Source organism: Lentzea waywayandensis (assembly GCF_900115955.1).
GTDB classification, from domain to species: Bacteria; Actinomycetota; Actinomycetes; order Mycobacteriales; family Pseudonocardiaceae; genus Lentzea; species Lentzea waywayandensis.
Map to the genome: position 1 here is coordinate 22,560 of NZ_FOYL01000028.1, position 16,539 is coordinate 39,098.

Annotated in this window: 18 protein-coding genes and 1 tRNA gene; 6 read left to right on the forward strand and 13 right to left on the reverse strand. The window is 68.6% G+C overall.

Going from position 1 to position 16,539, the window contains the following annotated elements; translation table 11 throughout:
* The first annotated feature begins 22 nt into the window (after positions 1-22).
* Entirely contained in the window at positions 23-1,561 is a 1,539-nt protein-coding gene (locus tag BM417_RS46145; protein ID WP_245822884.1) for a dolichyl-phosphate-mannose--protein mannosyltransferase, read from the forward strand.
* Positions 1,562-1,706: 145 nt separating this feature from the next.
* Here BM417_RS46145 and BM417_RS46150 read toward each other — a convergent pair whose 3' ends face one another.
* Positions 1,707-2,366 carry a hypothetical protein gene (locus BM417_RS46150; RefSeq protein WP_093606463.1) on the reverse strand — a complete coding sequence of 220 codons (660 nt, stop codon included), beginning with the start codon at positions 2,364-2,366 and terminating at the stop codon, positions 1,707-1,709.
* The gene (locus tag BM417_RS46155) at positions 2,356-2,877 is read right to left on the reverse strand and encodes an RNA polymerase sigma factor (RefSeq protein WP_218164785.1); all 522 of its coding nucleotides are present in this window, start codon (positions 2,875-2,877) and stop codon (positions 2,356-2,358) included. The genes BM417_RS46150 and BM417_RS46155 overlap by 11 nt, the downstream gene beginning before the upstream one ends.
* Positions 2,878-2,956: 79 nt before the next feature.
* On the opposite strand from BM417_RS46155, the gene BM417_RS46160 reads away from it, so the two are divergent.
* Positions 2,957-3,538, forward strand: a complete 582-nt coding sequence (locus BM417_RS46160) for a hypothetical protein (protein ID WP_093606465.1) — start codon at positions 2,957-2,959, stop codon at positions 3,536-3,538.
* Positions 3,539-3,680: 142 nt separating this feature from the next.
* Here BM417_RS46160 and BM417_RS46165 read toward each other — a convergent pair whose 3' ends face one another.
* The 10 genes from BM417_RS46165 to BM417_RS46210 all read right to left on the reverse strand — a co-directional run bounded on the left by BM417_RS46165 (position 3,681) and on the right by BM417_RS46210 (position 13,618).
* Positions 3,681-5,648 carry a serine/threonine-protein kinase gene (locus BM417_RS46165; RefSeq protein WP_245822886.1) on the reverse strand — a complete coding sequence of 656 codons (1,968 nt, stop codon included), beginning with the start codon at positions 5,646-5,648 and terminating at the stop codon, positions 3,681-3,683.
* A gap of 256 nt (positions 5,649-5,904) precedes the next feature.
* A complete protein-coding gene (locus BM417_RS46170) occupies positions 5,905-6,459 on the reverse strand; it encodes a hypothetical protein (RefSeq protein WP_143139117.1) in 555 nt (184 codons plus the stop codon).
* Between the two features lie 41 nt (positions 6,460-6,500).
* On the reverse strand, positions 6,501-8,282 hold the full coding sequence (locus BM417_RS46175) for a peroxidase family protein (protein WP_093606467.1): 1,782 nt from the start codon (positions 8,280-8,282) through the stop codon (positions 6,501-6,503).
* 144 nt (positions 8,283-8,426) lie between these two features.
* Positions 8,427-8,801 (reverse strand): cupin domain-containing protein, encoded by a 375-nt coding sequence (locus tag BM417_RS46180; RefSeq protein ID WP_093606468.1) that lies wholly within the window; start codon positions 8,799-8,801, stop codon positions 8,427-8,429.
* Positions 8,802-8,893: 92 nt separating this feature from the next.
* The gene (locus BM417_RS46185; RefSeq protein WP_143139118.1) at positions 8,894-9,619 is read right to left on the reverse strand and encodes a hypothetical protein; all 726 of its coding nucleotides are present in this window, start codon (positions 9,617-9,619) and stop codon (positions 8,894-8,896) included.
* A 226-nt stretch (positions 9,620-9,845) separates the two neighbouring features.
* Positions 9,846-9,918, reverse strand: a tRNA-Ala gene (locus BM417_RS46190).
* Positions 9,919-9,975: 57 nt separating this feature from the next.
* Complete coding sequence (gene sepX, locus BM417_RS46195) at positions 9,976-10,686, reverse strand: divisome protein SepX/GlpR (protein ID WP_093606470.1); 711 nt, start codon at positions 10,684-10,686, stop codon at positions 9,976-9,978.
* Between the two features lie 156 nt (positions 10,687-10,842).
* Entirely contained in the window at positions 10,843-11,496 is a 654-nt protein-coding gene (locus BM417_RS46200) for a GNAT family N-acetyltransferase (protein WP_093606471.1), read from the reverse strand.
* Positions 11,493-12,716, reverse strand: a complete 1,224-nt coding sequence (gene glp, locus BM417_RS46205; RefSeq protein WP_093606472.1) for a molybdotransferase-like divisome protein Glp — start codon at positions 12,714-12,716, stop codon at positions 11,493-11,495. The genes BM417_RS46200 and glp overlap by 4 nt, the downstream gene beginning before the upstream one ends.
* A gap of 17 nt (positions 12,717-12,733) precedes the next feature.
* The gene (locus tag BM417_RS46210; protein ID WP_093606473.1) at positions 12,734-13,618 is read right to left on the reverse strand and encodes a UTP--glucose-1-phosphate uridylyltransferase; all 885 of its coding nucleotides are present in this window, start codon (positions 13,616-13,618) and stop codon (positions 12,734-12,736) included.
* Positions 13,619-13,656: 38 nt separating this feature from the next.
* Here BM417_RS46210 and BM417_RS46215 point away from each other — a divergent pair, with 38 nt between their 5' ends.
* The 4 genes from BM417_RS46215 (at position 13,657) to mscL (ending at position 15,692) form a co-directional block, all read left to right on the forward strand.
* On the forward strand, positions 13,657-14,223 hold the full coding sequence (locus BM417_RS46215) for a 5-formyltetrahydrofolate cyclo-ligase (protein WP_093606474.1): 567 nt from the start codon (positions 13,657-13,659) through the stop codon (positions 14,221-14,223).
* A gap of 94 nt (positions 14,224-14,317) precedes the next feature.
* On the forward strand, positions 14,318-14,623 hold the full coding sequence (locus BM417_RS46220) for an FmdB family zinc ribbon protein (RefSeq protein WP_093606475.1): 306 nt from the start codon (positions 14,318-14,320) through the stop codon (positions 14,621-14,623).
* Between the two features lie 71 nt (positions 14,624-14,694).
* Entirely contained in the window at positions 14,695-15,249 is a 555-nt protein-coding gene (locus BM417_RS46225) for an SAF domain-containing protein (protein ID WP_093606476.1), read from the forward strand.
* Positions 15,249-15,692, forward strand: coding sequence for a large-conductance mechanosensitive channel protein MscL (gene mscL / locus BM417_RS46230; RefSeq protein ID WP_093606477.1), 444 nt, complete (start codon positions 15,249-15,251; stop codon positions 15,690-15,692). Before BM417_RS46225 ends, mscL begins: the two co-directional genes overlap by 1 nt.
* 404 nt (positions 15,693-16,096) lie before the next feature.
* Here the strand turns inward: mscL and BM417_RS46235 are convergent.
* Positions 16,097-16,539, reverse strand: a 443-nt coding sequence (locus BM417_RS46235; protein ID WP_143139119.1) for an IS630 family transposase, incomplete at its 5' end; no start/stop codon positions are given.

A 16,539-nucleotide genomic window follows, 5' to 3' on the forward strand; every position in this document is an offset into this window, starting at 1 on the left:
GCTTCACCCTACGATCGGCGGCGTGACAGTCCTCGTGCAGCCAGGAGAGGCGCCCGTCGTCGTCGAGGAGCCGCGCACGGATCGTGCGGCGACGCTCGCCCCGCCTCCGTCCGGAGACCGGATGCGCGGGTGGCTCATGACGATCGTCGTGACGCTGATCGGTGCCGTCGTGCGCTTCTGGAACGTCGGTTATCCGACGGACAAGGGCACCCCGATCTTCGACGAGAAGCACTACGTGCCGCAGACGGCACAGGTGCTGCGCAACGGCGGCTACGAGGACAACCCGGGCTACGAACTGATCGTCCACCCGCCGCTCGCGAAGCAGCTGATGGCGATCGGCCAGGAGCTCTTCGGCTACGACGGCATCGGCTGGCGGTTCGCCTCGGCGCTCGCGGGCGCGATCACGATCCTGCTGATCGTCCGGATCGCCCGCCGCCTGACCCGTTCGGACCTGCTGGGCGCGCTCGCCGGCATCCTGCTCATCGCGGACGGCGTCTCGCACGTCCAGTCGCGGATGGGCATGCTCGACATCTTCATCGCCTTGTTCGTCGTCGCCGCGTTCGGCTGCCTGGTCGTCGACCGCGAACAGATGCGCGAACGTCTCGCCGTGGCCGTGCGTGAGGGCTTCATCAACAACTCGGCCTTCGGCCCGTGGATCGGCTTCCGCTGGTGGCGCTTCGGTGCGGGCGTGATGCTTGGCGCCGCGTGCGGCATCAAGTGGTCTGGCATCTGGTACATCGCCGCGTTCGGCGTGCTGACCGTCGTCTGGAGCGCGCTGGCGCGCCGGGCCGCGGGCGTCGAGGAACCGTGGCTGGGCGCGCTGGCCAAGGACGTGCTGCCGTCGCTGGGCGGCCTGGTCGCCATCCCGGTGCTGGTCTACGTCGCGACGTGGTTCCCGTGGATGGCCAGCGAGACCGGCATCGACCGGCACGTGGTCGGCGGCAAGGTCAAGGACATCTCGTACATCCCGGACGTGCTGCAGTCGCTCTGGTACAACGCGAAGAACGTCTACAAGTTCCACGTCGAGCTGGTCACCTCGGAGACCAACCGGCACCCGTGGGAGTCGAAGCCGTGGACGTGGCCGATGGGCCTGCGTCCGATGCTCTACTACTACGACAACTCCGTCACGGGCTGCGGCGCGGCGTCGTGCCTCGGCGCGATCATGCTCATCGGCACCCCCGCGATGTGGTGGCTCGCGTTCCCGGTGATCGGCTGGGCCGTCTTCCGCACCATCGGCCGGATGGACTGGCGCTACGCCGGCGTCCTGGTCGGCTACGCGGCGGGCCTGCTGCCGTGGTTCCTCAACCTCGACCGGCAGATGTACTTCTTCTACGTCACGCCGATGGCGCCGTTCCTGGTGCTGCTGATCGTGCTGGCGCTGGGCGAGATCCTGGGCCGGAAGACCGCGGGCTCCGAACGGCGCGGCACCGGTCTGCTGGTCGTCGCGCTGTACGTGGGCATCGTGGTGGCGAACTTCGTGTGGCTGTGGCCGATCTTGAACGGCAACCCGATCACGCCGGAAATGTGGCAACAGCAACTGTGGCTGCCCAGCTGGCGGTGAGAGTTGTTCGCGCGGGTCGGTGGTTCCCGCACGAGCCGGGCGGGCAAGTCGGTGAACTGCTCCGCGCGGAACGAGGCCGCGAGCCTGGTCCGGTTCTGCGACGACAAGCAGTGCTGCGCCGTGGCCGGGATCGAGGAGGCCCCGGCTAGCTCTCGCTGATCTCCAGCGCCCGCTCCCTGGTCAGGTCGCCCTCGAGTCTGTTGGTGACCTGACCTCGTTGCCAGAGCAGGGTTTGCCCGGCCGCCTGCGGTTCCTCGGTGTGCCACTGGCCGTCGCGGTCGATGTAGAAGAACACGTGCGGGTAAGGGATCCAGATCCTGTCGTTGATCTGCTCGACGCCGTCCTGGTGGATCAGCTTGCCGATGGTCGAGCTGATGGTGCCGTCGAACTGGTCGAGCCTCAGGTCCCCGTAGTGCAGTGTGACGAACCGTCCTTCGTGGACGGTGATCTTGTCCGGTGCTCCGAGCTCTTCCGGCAGGTGGATCTCGAACGGCATTTCCTCGCGCGCTTCTTCGAGCGAGACCTCCTTGCTGAGCAACGGAGGCGCGACGCTCGGCGGTGCTTCGGTGCGGAACTCGACGCCCGCGAACTCCAGGAGGTTCTGCACGCCCGCGCGGACCGCCGGGGACACCGCGAAGGCGATCGCGAAGGCCGTCACCGCCGCTACCAGTGCGGTGAGCCAACGGTTTCGGCGGCGCGGGGCGTTGATCCTCGTGAGCACGCTCGCGGTGACGTCCGGCGGTTCCGGCACGTGGATCCGCCGGGCCAGGTCGCGGAGGGCGGCCTCCGCCGGTTCATCGGTCATGGGCCACCTCCTCCAGCATCGGGCGCAGTTTGGCGAGCGCTCTGGACAGCCGCGACTTCACGGTTCCTTTGGCCAGGTTGAGGGTCTGCGCGGTCTCGGCCTCGCTCAGCTCCAGCAGGTACCGGCACGTGACGACCTGGCGATCGGTCTCGGGCAGGCTCTGCACGGCCTTCAGGAGCTGGGCGCGGGAGTCGTCCACGAGCGTGCCGGGGTCGTCGTGGTCGACGGTCTCCGTGACGGTGGCGAGCTTGAGCTCCATCAGGTTGCGCCGCCGCCGGCCGCGGTGCAGGTTCTTGGTCTCGTTGGCGACGATCTTGAGCAGCCACGGCTTGAAGTCGGCTTCTGGCTTGAACGTGTGGAGCTTCCGGTACGCCTTCACGAACGCCTCCTGCACCACGTCACCGGCGTCCGCACCCGCGCCGAGCAGGTAGGCCGTCCGGTGCGCGAGCGCGGTGTACCGGGCGACCAGCTCGCCGTAGGCCGCCTGGTCGCCTGCGATCGCCCGTGCCACCGCTTCGTCCGTGATGCCCTTCCTACACCGGGAACCCCACTTCGGTTCCCGGTGTATTCACGCCATGAGGATTCTCGCCTTGATTTGCGCATTCCTGCTGATCAGCGCACCGAGCGCGGTCGCGGGCGGCTGGGCGGTCACGTACGTCGACCCGATGCCGTCGATCCAGACTTCGGTGACCCACACCGTCGGCTACTGGGTGCTGCAACACGGCACGCACCCGTTCGCCGGCGATCTCGGCAAGACCGGCCTGCGGTTCAAGTCCGGGGCGGACTCGCGGGAGTTCGTCGGTGTGCCGCTGGGCGAACCCGCGCACTACGCGGTGACGTTCTCCTTGCCCAACGGCACCTACGAGGTGTTCGGCGTGCAGGGGATGTTCCAGGAGCACCCACTGGGCACGCTGACGGTGCCGGGCACGTTGCTGGTGAAGCCGGTCGACCCGCAGATGGTCCAGGGATCGACGGAGGGCGCATGGCCGTGGCAGGAGATCGCGCCGCCGTTGAAGAAGGCTGAGGCGGCCCCCGCACCGGCCGCCGTGACGGTGCCGGACGAGTCGCCGGGAAAGCCTTTACCCGTGTGGCTCGTCGGCGCGGTGGTCGTCGGCGCGGCCGGGCTGTTCTTGCTGCTGCGCAAGCGGTTGCGGCCATTTGCCCGAAGGTGAGTGGTGAGGCGATCGGCGGAAACCGCCTCACCACCCTCAGAAGGGCATCCCGTGAGATGCCGAGGCTTTCCGGGTGAACCACGGCTTAGGTCGGTGAACGGTGAACCACCGTTACGGCCGAACCGAACGTTCACCCGGATGCCTACATCGGCATGTGCCTCGTGGGCGGCGGCGTCGGCTTGCTGATCATCTTCGTGACCGGGCCTTCCTTGCTCATGCCCTCCTGGTCGAGGAACTGCGAGAGCTGTCCACGGACCTGGGCGAGCGACGGACGGCGGCCCGGTTCGGGGTCCATCGCCGCGAGCAGCAGACGGGCGTGCTTGCTGTTCTGCGGCAGCTTGGTGATCGGTTCACCCTGGGCGGCGGCCATCAGCGAGGAGATCGGGTTCTCGCGGGAGCCGCGCGGTGGGTGGCCGGTCAGGGCGTAGGAGACCGTGGCGGCCAGCTGCCAGGAGTCGGACGCCGGCGAGGCCGTCTCGCCGCGTGCCGTCTCCGGGGCGAGGAAGTCCGGGGTGCCGACCATCATGCCGGTGGCGGTCAGCGTGCTGTCGCCCTTGGAGCGGGCGATGCCGAAGTCGATCAGGTGCGCGGTGCCCTGGCCGTCGACGATCACGTTGGACGGCTTCACGTCGCGGTGCAGGACACCTCGGTCGTGGGCCGCTGCCAGCGCGTCGGCCATGTTCAGCCACAGGCGGGCGGCGAGCTTGTCGTCGATCAGGCCGTTCTTCAGCACCGTCTCGGACAGCGAGGCGCCCTCGATGTACTCCATCACCAGGGCCAGGCCGTCCGGGTCCTGGACGATGTCGAAGACCCGCACGCAGTTCGGGTGCCGGACCGCGGCGAGCGCGCGGGCCTCGCGGAGCATGCGCGCCTCGGTCTCGTTGTCCGGGGCGTGCGCGAGCTTCACGGCGACCGTGCGGTCGAGCTGCTCGTCGACGGCCAGCCAGACCGTGCCGAAGCCGCCGGAACCGAGCTGACGGACGCGGCGGAACCTGCCGTTGCCGGGGTTCCAGACCTTGCCCGACTTCTGCACGGGCGCGGGCGACTCGGCGTTGGCCGCGCCCGGACCGAACGGCAGCGGGCCCGGCGTGTCCGCGAGCACCGCCGGGGTGGACGGCTGCGGGGGCTTGGGCTGGGGCAGCACCTCGGCGACGCGGGTCGGCGGGTACTGCCGCGGCGGCTGGTTCTGGGGCGGCTGCTGCGGCTGCGTCACCGGGCGCATCGGCCGGTTCATCGGGGCCGGCTGGTACTTCGGCACCTGTGCCGGCTGGTACGGCGGCGGGTTCTGGGGCGGCGGCTGGTGCTGCGCGGCCGTGATCGGCTTGGTCGGCGCCTTCTTCTGCGGCTGACCCTGCGGGAGCTGGTTGTTCTGAGGCTGCGGCGTGCGCGCCACCGGCTGCGGTGGCGGCGAGTTCTGCGAGTTCCGGTCGGCGGACCGGTCGCGGCCGGGGCGGTTCAGCATGGCGGTAGTCAACCCGAAAATCCGCACGACGATTGAGCCGATTACCGCAATTGGCAGAAACCCGAGCAGCACATGGCCCACAAGTGTCACGGGGAATGCCGATGTCGTCACCAGCAGTACCAGGAACATGGGCCAGAACACCCGGCGCGGCCAGTTCGGCCCGAGACGGAACGCCGAGCCCGACTGGAGCATGACGAACAGCAGGCAGAGCAGCGCCAGCACGACGGTGATGACGGCGGCGACCAGGAACACGGGCTCCGCCATCGGCCGCTGGGCCACGCCGATGATCGACGGCGCCCCGTCGACCAGGTAGCTGCCCTGCGAGAACTGGCCGAAGCAGGTGGCCTCGTCCAGCGACGCGGACCCGTCGATGGAACGCTTGGCCAGCCCCTGCACGGTGCCGCGCATGATGAGCCACGGCAGCACCAGACAGCTGGCGACGCCGAGCACGGTGAAGATGGCACCGGTCACGGGCCCGTAGGAGTTGCCGACGACCCGGCGCACCGCGATGGACAGCAGGGCCCCGATCGTCGGGAACAACCCGAGCACCGCACCGAGCGCCGTGGTGGTCCACACCCAGTCACCGGGGCAGACACTCGCGCCCACGAAGCCGTGCAGCCACGTGAGCAAGGACTCAGCGAGCCCCACGACTCACACCACCCCTTCCGAGATCACCCCCAGCCTAGGCGACCTGTCAGCGTACGGTGCGTGATTGGTCTGCGGTTGATGCCACAGCAACCCTTTCCTTGATCACCACGTTGTACTCCGTCTCACCACGCGTTGGGCCTCTTGGCTCTTACACGTTGCGATGGACGGCTCCGTTGACCGATGTCGCTCTAAGTGCACGATTCGTTATCGAACGCAGCACTGATGGACACCTGGCGAACGGGTGGAAGAAACGGCCTCAGCCGTGGTGAACCCGGTGATCGGAGTGGGTGCGCGAGCTACCTCGCCCCGCCGACGCGCTGGAGGTCGTGACAGCCGGGTCTGGTGCCACCGGCAGGTCGCCGAGGCCCGCGACGAACTCGACGGTCCACCGGTGCCGCGCGGCCGGGTCGCGTTCCGTGTAGGAGTCGCCGAGGCCGTAGGTGGCGACGCGGGTGTTCTGCCGGTCGTACATCTCGACGGTGATCTGCGAGCCGAGCAGGCCCTTCTCACCGGGTGCGCATTCCAGTTCCAGGCGGGTGCGGATCCACTGCGGCTCGGTGGCCGGGTCCGCTTCGAGCTCCTCGGAGACCGCGGCGCAGGACGTGCCATGGGCACGGACGTTCAGGGCGGCCCGGAAGACGACGAGCTCACCGGCCGTGCAGCCGGTGAGAACGCGCGCTTCTACAGCTGTCTCCGTGCTGGAGACGACAGGTCGGGCGGCCGTACACCTGGCGGCAGGGGCTTCGGTCGACGCCGCTGCACCACTGGAGGTGCCGGCCACGAGTAATAACGCGGCGACCACAGATCTCATGAGAGAAAACTATTTGTGGGCGCCGCGTTCTTCACTGAACTTCACCCCATAGATGGGTGAGTGCGAAACACGTTGTACGCCAGGCCGTCGCGGCGGATGTCGGTGTTGGCGGAGATCAGATCGCCGAGGGTGCGGCGGTAGTCGATGCCGTAGCGGGCCTTGATCGAGCGCAGAGCCGGATCGTTGGCGTGGAAGAAGCGGTCGCCGTCGCGCAACGCCTCGAACTGCTTCTTCCAGATGGCCTGCTGAAGCTCGCCGAACTCGCTGCCGGGCAGCCGCGGCTCGGCCATCATGCCGACGATCGCGTCCAGGCCGTGCACGTCCCCGTAGATGGCCTTCATCCGCGCGGCGACCGTCGTACGTCGCTGACCAGGGCTGATCCAGTCGAGACTGTCCGGGTCGTCGATCTCGGCGCCCGGTGTGAGCTCGGGGTCGGCGGGGAACGACTCGGTGGCCTCGCCGGAGATCGCCTGGAACGACGGCTTGGGCGCGAGTCCGTACGCACGGCGCACGTCGTTGTACGAGGCGATGCCGTGGTCACGGCCGCGTTGCACGTCCAGCGCGGCGACGTCGATCACCGCGGTCAGGCAGCGCGGCTGGCAGCCGGGGATGACGAAGATGATGCTGCGCAACGTGTTCTCGTCGATCAGCTCGTCGTTGAGGCCCTCGTCCTGCCGGCCGAAGCTCTGCAGCAGCGGGCCGAGCTGCACGTCGTCGACCAGGTCGGGGTTGAACGGCAGCAGCTGCGGCGGCACCGCGACCTCGGCCTTGGCGCCGGTGATCGTCACGGTGAAGCCCTTGTCGCGCAACGTCTTCAGCTGCGCCTCGGAGTAGCGGGCCGCTTCCGTGACGACCGAGAGGTCACCGCGCACCATGCTGTGCGAGCGGTAGCCGACGGTCGCGAACTCGTTCGCCAGGCTCGTCCGCACGGACGGGTTGTAGCCGCGGTAGGGAGCGAGCCGCACGCCCATCGCCGGCAGGAACTCCTGGTAGGTGATCCACTGCTGCTCGGCGCTCACGACTTTGCGCGCGATCTGGAACTTCTCCTCGTCGGAGAGATGTGCGGGAAGCCGGTCCACGATCCTGTTGTGCTCACGGGCGAACAGCGTCTGCACGGCGGTGATGGTGCCGTTCTCCATGCCGCGCATGTCCCCGGTGACCACGCCGGGTCCACTGGTGATCGCGCCGAACGGGCCGGTCATCGGCGGTGCGGTCGCCGAGTTGCCGCGCGCGTCCCGGCGCGGCAGCAGGTTGTTGGGCAACAGCAGCTTCGCGCCGTCGCGCAGCCAGTCGAGCCGCTCCTGGCTGCCGCCGTAGACCGCCCAGCCGTCGAGGTAGGAGCTGACGATGTTCTTCTGCTCGCGCGGGCTCGACCCCGGCACCTCGCCGCTGCGCCGCATGGGCGTGGACAGCAGGTCGTTGCGCACGGACTCCAGCGGCGCCTCGTTGTCCCACGGGATCGAGGCGTCGACGGCGGTGTCCTCGCGCAGCCCGAAGGTGTGGTCGACGAACTGGGCCCACACCTGCGCCCACTGGCTGACGTGCCGCTCGGAGAGGTACCGCTGCCCGCCCTCGGCGAAGATCCTGTTGCTGACGTACCGCGCGTTCGGCCCCTCCGCCGGCTGCCCGGCGCCGTCCGCGTACCTCGGGGGAGCGAGCCGGGAGTACCCCTCGCCGACGGTCCCCCACTCGGGATGGGCGCGGTTGTTGCCGCGCCCGTCGAGACTCTGCACCTCGAAGAACGGGGACTCCGCGTGCGCGATGCCGCCCCCGAGTAACGCCCCGATCGCCACCAACGCCGCTGCCTTGCGCAAGACCTGCATGGGCTGATGATGGCGACGGGCGCCGTGACTGACCGTGTCCAGTTCTTCACCGCGTGACAGATCCAGGCCACGCAACTGGGAATTCCCCTGGACCTGCCGCCTTTGCCGGACTTCAGGTCCCGTCCGGTTCCTGGCAGGGATCTGTCAGTGGTCGTGGTGGTCGTGCTCGGGAGCGAACGGCTGGTAGACGTAGAACATCGTCACCGGCTCATCACCCGCGACGGTCTCGTGGTCGACGCCCGGCGGCACGAACGCGTACGAGCCCGCCGTCGCCTCCACGCCACCGATGCTCACCGTGCCGTCGATGACCCACGTGTGCTGCGTTGCCGACGGGTGGTTGTGGCCGACATCGCGCGCGCCGGGCGCCATCTGGATCAGACCGACGATCGTGTCGCCGTTGGGCGACTTCCACAGCAGCTTGTTCTGCAACCGTTCGTCGCCGTGCAGCGGGAACGACTTCAACTGGGCAAGGGCCTCAGCGGACAGGACCGTCACTTTGTCCTGCGGCGCGTCGCTCATGGGAACAGCCTTTCGGGAGCCGAACGAGCTTACGGCCGTTATATAGACGAAAGAGCCGCCCACATTACGGTGAACGGCCCTTTCGACTCAGCTCACGCGCACGCGCTCTCGGTGTTGAACAGGAGGAACGTCGTGAGCTTCCCTTCGTTGAAGTGGAAGCTCAGCACAAACCCGCGCTGATCCGGCACCGGAACCTCGAACGTCTTGTCGTCGCTGCTGGTCGCGTTCGGGTAAGCCGCTTTGAGCTGGTCGACCGTCGCACCCTTGGCGATGTCCTTCGCGGCGGTCGCGCCCGGTGGCGGCAGGATCATCCGGATCTTGTCCCCGGCGAACAGCACGCCACCGTTGGCCTCACGTGCCTCGGCCCGGTCCGCGATGCGCTTCGTGGACTCCACGGTGAGCTGGACGACCTTGTTGCTCGCCTCGGCCGACGCCGCGATCCGCTCAGCCGAAGCGGCGTAGTCCGCGGCCCCCGCGTTCGGCCCTGGCGCGGGCCCGACCGCCGCTTTCGCCGCGTCCGCGACCTTCTGCGCTTCGGCGATCTTCTGCTCGAGCGCGTCGTCCTCCGCCACCTGCTTCGGATCCACCGCAGGCGCACCCTGGTAGCGGAAGTCCTCGCACGTACCGGTCTTGCCCGCGCCGGTGGCCGCGAGCTCACCGGTCGCGAGAGCGTCCTGTTTGGACATTCCGGGCTTCAGCTTGCCCCAGCCCGCGACGCCGAAGTGCGGCTTCTCCTGCGCCGCCGCCTGCTGGTCCCCAGACCCCGGCGTGCAACCGGCGGCGGCGAGTGCCACCGCCACAACGAACACTGCTTTCAATCCCCCAAGGATGTTCACGCGCACAAGGTATCCGGCGCCACCGCAATGACCGAACGCGTTTCAGGCCCGATCGCGGCCAGCCTTTGCACCCCGACCTATTGGTCAACCTACGGGGGGTCCGGGGGCTTGCCCCCGGCGTGGGGGTCTGGGGGCTCGGCCCCCAGAAAACACCTCGGGCCGAGAAGATCTGCGCTTTCTGCAGATACTTCTCGGCCCGAGGAACGAGTGGAGCTGAGGGGAATCGAACCCCTGACCTTCTCGATGCGAACGAGACGCGCTACCAACTGTGCTACAGCCCCTTGCGGTGTTACGAGAGAACTATAGCAGTCCCAGAAGGGGTGTTTCACCACCCCCTCCTATGCCCCGACAGCACCTCGGTACCGCAGCGACTCCAGTCCCTCTAACTCGACGAAGACCGGGTCCTCGTCGTCGGAGTCGACCGGGATGGTGCCCGGACGGACGTGGTGTTCGAAGCGCGGCAACGGCGGCAGCGCGGGCCTGTCCTCGACGACCTCGACCTTGGTGGTCTCGGGCTCCTCGGCGGCCTGCTGCGGGATTTCGGCGGCAGGGGTCTCCTGCTGCTGCGGGCCCGTCGCACGGCGGCGACGCACCTGCTGCAGGCGGGCGAGCCGGCGCGCGCGGATCTCCTCTTCGATCCGCACCTGCCGGCGCAGGTACGTCAGGTAGCCCACGATCAGCAGGTCGAGCGCGGCGTGGCCGTACCAGAGCTTCGCGTAGAACACGCCGGCGACAATTCCCGTCGCGACGGCGGCGACGAGCAGGAACGCCACCACTCTGCGGCGGAACGCGTACTTGGCCTGCGCCACCAGGACGGCGGCTTCCGGGTCGTAGCCACCACGGCCGCGCCGGAAGGGGCGTTCGACGTACTCCTCCTCGTCGAAGTAGTCGTCGTCGATGTCGTGGATGTCGTCGTACTCGGCGTCGGGCATGGCGTCGTACTCCTCCCCCACGCTGCGCGCACTCTCCTGGCGCTTGCGGGCCATCATGGGGACGAGGACCACGAGCCAGGCGACGACCAGCGCAATGATGATCAGCGAACTCGGCATTCCCCGTTCACCTCCCCCGGCCCACGCGTGGTGCTGACAACCACGCTAGTCACAACAGTCACACCTGTGTCGGAGGCACGCCGAACTCGGTGCGTACCAAAGTGTGGTGTATCACCCACTTTTGGGTGAAGTGATTAGGGCAAACGGAAGCAAACGTCAGGGAAGACGGGCCTCTCCGCGTGCGACCAAACGGCGCACTAGGCCATCAGGGACCTCTTCGGACGTGAGGGCGAAGCAGAGGTGGTCGCGCCACTGTCCGGCAACATCCAGATAACGTTTGAAGAGGCCTTCCTCGCGATATCCGGACTTCGTGAGCACGCGGATCGAGGCGCCGTTCTCGGGACGGACGGTGGCTTCGAGCCGGTGCAGACCAGCGTCGCGGAAAGCGTGGTCCGTGAGCAACGCCACCGCCGCCGTTGCGACGCCGCCGCCCGCCCGATCAGCGGCTACCCAATAGCCGATCCAGGCCGACAGCAGCGAGCCGCGCACGATGTTGCCGATGGTGATCTGACCGGCGACCTCGCCGTCCACGAGGATCATGAACGGCAGCGTGGAGCCGCGCCGGGCCATGCCGCGCAACGACGACCACTGCGCGGGCCAGGACAACGTCGCGTTGCGCTCGTCCCAGCCCTCCTGCGCCGTGGGTTCCCACTGTTCGAGGTAGGCGCGGTCGCGGATGCGCAGCTTCGACCACCTGCTGCCGTCGAAGAGCCGGGGTCCGCGCAGCTCAACGGTTCCCGCGCGCACCTGGAGCGGCCCCAGCCGGACCGGCCAGCCGGGGTGTCTGCCCAGATCGGCGAAAGCGCTCATCCACGCTGCGCAAGGAAGCTGACCAGCACCTCTTCACCGACGGAGACCTCGGTGACGTCCTCGTCGACCATGATCAGGCAGTTGGCCTCCGCCAGTGACGCGAGCAGGTGCGAACCGGACGTGCCGAGCGGCTGCACCAGGTACTCGCCGTTGTCCGCGTCGCGCAGCAGCTGGCCGCGCAGGAAGCCCCGGCGGCCCTTCGTCGACTGCAACGGCGACAGCAGGCGTGCGCTGACGGCGCGGCGGTACGGGTTCTTCTTGCCCAGCGCGGCCCTGATCAGAGGCCTGACCAGCACCTCGAACACCACGAGCGCGCTCATCGGGTTCGCGGGCAGCAGGAACGTCGGCACGGCGTCCGGGCCGAGCCGGCCGAAGCCCTGCGCGGAGCCGGGGTGCATGCCGACGCGGGTGACGTCCATGTCGCCGAGATCGGTGATCGCCGCCCTGACCTCGTCGCCGATCGTGCCGCCCACGCCGCCGGCGATGACGACGATCTCGGAGAGCAGCAGCCGTCCCTCGATCACCTCGCGCAGCCGGCGCGGGTCGGCCGACATGATGCCGACCCGGCTGACCTCGGCGCCCGCGTCACGTGCGGCGGCGGCCAGCGCGTACGAGTTCACGTCGTAGACCTGGCCCTGGCCGGGCGTGCGGTCGACGTCGACGAGCTCCTCGCCGAGCGAGATGACGGACACGCGCGGACGGGGATGCACGAGCACCTTGTTGCGTCCGACAGCGGCCAGAAGACCCACCTGAGCAGCGCCGATGGACGCGCCGCGGCGCACGGCGACGTCACCGGTCTGCACGTCCTCGCCGGTGCGGCGGACGAACCCGGCGGACGGCACGCTGCGGTTGACCGTCACCTTGGCCTGGTGGCCGTCGGTGTAGCCGAGCGGCACGACCGCGTCGGCCAGCGTCGGCAGCGGCGCGCCCGTCGCGATCCGCACCGCCTGGCCCGGCTGGAGCCGCCGCGGCTGCCGGGAGCCGGCCGGGATCTCGCCGACGACCGGCAGCTGCACCGGGCTCGCGTTCGCACCGGACACGTCGACGCTGCGCACCGCGTAGCCGTCCACGGCGGCCTGGTCGAAGCCGGGCAACGCGCGCTCCGCGATGACCTCCTCGGCGCAGAGCAGGCCCTGCGACTCCGAGATCGCCACGCGCACGGGCGCGGGCCGCACCGCGGCCGCGATCACCCGAGCGAGCTGCTCGTCAACTGACCTCATGTGATTGGTCCTCGCGCTCAGGAGTTGTCGAGGCGTTCCCGCAACCACTCACGCAGATCGGGTCCGTACTCAGGGGTCTTGAGTGCGAAGTCAACCGCAGCCCGCAGGAATCCGGCGGGATTGCCGAGATCGTGTCGCCCGCCCCGGTGGACCACGACGTGCACGGGGTGACCCTCGTTGATCAGCAGTGCGATGGCATCCGTGAGCTGCAGCTCGCCCCCCGCGCCCGGCGTGATGCGCTTGAGCGCGTCGAAGATCGCCCGGTCGAGGAGGTACCGGCCGGCCGCGGCGAACGTCGACGGCGCATCCTCCGGCTTCGGCTTCTCGACCATGCCGACGACCTGCTTGACGTCGTCGTTGTCGGTGTCGCGGACGTCGAACACGCCGTACGCGGAGATCTGCTCGCGCGGGATGTCGAACGCCAGCAGGACGCTGCCGCCCTTCTCCTCGCGGACCTTCGCCATCTTCTGGAGGGCGTCGTTCGGCAGGATGATGTCGTCGGGCAACAGCACCGCGACGGCCTCGTCCTCGCCGGTCAGGTTGCCCTCGGCGCAGCCGACGGCGTGCCCGAGGCCGAGCGCCTGCTCCTGGATCGCGGTCTCGGCCTTGATCAGCTTCGGCGCCCGCTGGATCTTCTCGACCAGGTCGGCCTTGCCGCGCGCGGCGAGCGACTGCTCGAGCTCGGGGTTGGCGTCGAAGTAGTCGGCCACCGACGCCTTCGTGGGCGAGGTGACGATGACCAGCTTCGTCGCGCCGGCCTCGGCTGCCTCCCGCGCCACGTACTCGATGGCGGGGGTGTCGACCAGGGGCAGCAGTTCCTTCGGCACGGCTTTGGTCGTGGGGAGGAAACGGGTGCCCAGACCGGCCGCGGGCACGATAGCGGTGTGGAAGGCGCTGCTCATGGGCAGCGATGCTAACGACATACCGAGGGATACCCACCATGACGTCCGATCTTCGTGACCGGAAGGCCACGCTGCGTTCACGGTTGCTGGCTTCACGGCGTTCGCTGTCCGCTGAAGTTCGCACTCTTGAAGCCGCCGCGCTGGCCGCGCACGTCGCCGCTTTGGACGTTGATGCTGATCAGACGGTGTGTGCTTTCCTGCCGGTCGGCTCGGAGCCCGGTGACGCCTCGTGGCTCGACGGGCTGCGCTGCCGGGTGCTGCTACCGATCGTGACGGGCGACTCGCCGCTCGACTGGGCCGTGCACACCGGGCCGTCCGGACTCGCCCCCGCCGGGTTCAAGCTGCTGGAGCCCACCGGTCCCCGGCTCGGCGCCTCGGCGATCGCTGGAGCCTCACTGGTGCTCGTGCCCGCCCTCGCGGTGTCGGTGGACGGGGTGCGGATCGGGAAGGGGCAGGGGCACTACGATCGCTCGTTGCCGCTGGTCACAGCTCCGCTGGTGGGCGTCGTGCGGGATTGCGAGGTGCTGTCCGAGGTGCCCGCGGAGCCTCACGACGTGCGGATGAACGGCGTGCTGACCCCCTCGGTGGGTCTGCGATGGCTGTGACTTTGACCTGGGGTGTTTGCGCTCCGGGAAGGTCCTGAGCGAAAATCGTGTTGGCACTCACAAAGGTCGAGTGCCAGAGCTAGGAGCAGACCCAGTGCCTACGTACCAGTACGCCTGCACCGCGTGTGAGCACCGGTTCGAGGCTGTGCAGTCGTTCAGCGACTCCTCCCTCACCGAGTGCCCCGAGTGCTCGGGCAAGCTGCGCAAGCTCTTCGGCGCCGTCGGCGTCGTCTTCAAGGGCAGCGGTTTCTACCGCACGGACAGCCGTTCGGGCGCGTCGAAGAGCACGTCGTCGACTTCCGCCTCCTCGACGGAGACGAAGTCCTCGAAGCCCGCGGAGACGAAGTCCTCTTCGGACTCGAAGTCCTCGACGAGCGCTCCGGCGGCCGCCGCGTCCTGAAGATCGCGAGTTGTCCACAACTTGCGCCTGACCCCCATTCGACTGCCTCCGACCGTCCTACGGTCGGAGGCATGAACCTTTCCGCGACCGTTTCCGACCGGGTCCGCTCGCTGGCACGCCGCCGTCCTTCCGCCGCGTGGCGCCGCTTTCTGGCTCTCGGGCTGGCGCTGCTGGCCCTGTTGACGTTCTTCTGGCCGGACGTGGGCCATCCCGCCGTGGTCGCCTCACGCGACCTACCCGCCGGAGAACCGCTCACCGCCGCCGACGTCCAGGTCATGTCGCTCGCCACGCCGCTGCCGGGCTCGTTCCCGGCCTCCGACGCCGTGGTGGGCCGCTCGTTGTCGTCGCCGGCCAGAGCGGGTGTCCCGTTGACCGACTTCGATCTCGCCGACGTCGCCGACGATCAGGCCTCGGTGGCCGTCCGGGTGGCTGACCAGGGCCTCGCCGCGGTGGTGCGGCCGGGCGGCCGGGTCGACGTGGTGTCGGCGGCGGGAGAGGTGCTCGCGGAGAACGCGGCGGTGCGGGAGACGCGCGGCGAAGTCGTCGTCCTGACGTTGCCGAGACTTAATGCAACTCGTGTGGCCGCGATGTCACTGGATCATGCATTAGCCGTTACTCTCCGCTGATGCTGAAGGGTTTCAAAGACTTTTTGATGCGCGGAAACGTCGTCGACCTGGCCGTGGCCGTGGTCATCGGCACGGCCTTCACCGCGATCGTCACCGCGTTCACCACGAGCCTCATCAAGCCGCTCATCTCGTCTCTGGGCAGTGCCGAGACCGCAGGCCTCGGCTTCCAACTCCGCGAAGGCAAGCCCGACACGTACGTCGACTTCAGCACCGTCATCAACGCCGCGATCAACTTCGTGATCGTGGCCGCTGTCGTCTACTTCGTCCTGGTGCTGCCGATCCAGAAGATCCAGGAGCGCCGCAAGAGGGGCGAGGAGGCCGGTCCGTCCGAGCCGACGAACGTCGAGCTGCTCATCGAGATCCGCGACCTGCTCGCGGCCCAGCAGAACAACCAGACGCAGACCCCTGCGCCGACGCCGGACCGCCGCGGTCCCGCGATCTGATCCCCCACCCGTCCCCCGCCGAGACGAAGCGCGCACCGCTACCCCGCGGCCCGCGCTTTGTCCTGGCCGTTCCGCCGCGCTCGGCTTGGGACTCGCCACCTGGGGATCTGCATCCGGTGGTCTGTCTGCCGGACTGTCTGCGTTCCTCGGGCGACAGCCAACAAACGCATCCGCTCACGCCTCGGCCACACATCACCTGGGGACGCGGGACCTGCACCCGCCAGGCTAGGACGGACACACCAGCCACGAACTCTCACACCAGGCGCCTGAACCCGGCCTCGCCGATCTGCATCCGGTGGTCTGTCTGCCGGACTGGCCGCGTTCCTCGGGCGGCAGCCAACACACGCATCCGCTCACGCCTCGGCCACACATCACCTGGAGACGCGGGACCTGCACCCGCCAGGCTAGTGTCCTGAGTTCTTAATTCGTGTGCAGTAGCGTGCGATGGAGTCGAGGATCTGGGCGGCGGTCTTGGTCCAGACGTAGGGCCGTGGGTCGTCGTTCCAGGTCTCGATCCATGCGCGGATGTCGCGGTTGAGCGCGCGGACGCTGGTGTGGCTTCCGCGTTGGAGTTTCTTGGTCGTCAGCTCGGAGAACCAGCGTTCGACGAGGTTGAGCCAGGAGCTCGAGGTCGGTGTGAAGTGCACAGTGAAGCGTGGGTGGGCGGCCAGCCATCGTTTGATCACCGGGGTTTTGTGGGTCGAGACGTTGTCCATCACCAGGTGCACGGCCAGGTCCGCGGGCACTTCTTTGTCGATGGCGATCAGGAACTTCTTGAACTCGATCGCGCGGTGCCGTGCGTGCAGCCGGCCGATGACCTTGCCGGTGGTGATGTCCAGCGCGGCAT

Excerpts from the sequence above, each read along its gene's own strand:
- BM417_RS46180 (WP_093606468.1), bottom strand. The coding sequence starts at position 8,801 with ATGAGCGACGCGCCGCAGGACAAAGTGACGGTCCTGTCCGCTGAGGCC.
- BM417_RS46175 (WP_093606467.1), bottom strand. The coding sequence starts at position 8,282 with ATGCAGGTCTTGCGCAAGGCAGCGGCGTTGGTGGCGATCGGGGCGTTA.
- mscL (WP_093606477.1), top strand. The coding sequence starts at position 15,249 with ATGCTGAAGGGTTTCAAAGACTTTTTGATGCGCGGAAACGTCGTCGAC.
- BM417_RS46150 (WP_093606463.1), bottom strand. The coding sequence starts at position 2,366 with ATGACCGATGAACCGGCGGAGGCCGCCCTCCGCGACCTGGCCCGGCGG.
- BM417_RS46170 (WP_143139117.1), bottom strand. The coding sequence starts at position 6,459 with ATGAGATCTGTGGTCGCCGCGTTATTACTCGTGGCCGGCACCTCCAGT.
- BM417_RS46215 (WP_093606474.1), top strand. The coding sequence starts at position 13,657 with ATGACGTCCGATCTTCGTGACCGGAAGGCCACGCTGCGTTCACGGTTG.
- glp (WP_093606472.1), bottom strand. The coding sequence starts at position 12,716 with ATGAGGTCAGTTGACGAGCAGCTCGCTCGGGTGATCGCGGCCGCGGTG.
- sepX (WP_093606470.1), bottom strand. The coding sequence starts at position 10,686 with ATGCCGAGTTCGCTGATCATCATTGCGCTGGTCGTCGCCTGGCTCGTG.
- BM417_RS46210 (WP_093606473.1), bottom strand. The coding sequence starts at position 13,618 with ATGAGCAGCGCCTTCCACACCGCTATCGTGCCCGCGGCCGGTCTGGGC.
- BM417_RS46225 (WP_093606476.1), top strand. The coding sequence starts at position 14,695 with ATGAACCTTTCCGCGACCGTTTCCGACCGGGTCCGCTCGCTGGCACGC.
- BM417_RS46200 (WP_093606471.1), bottom strand. The coding sequence starts at position 11,496 with ATGAGCGCTTTCGCCGATCTGGGCAGACACCCCGGCTGGCCGGTCCGG.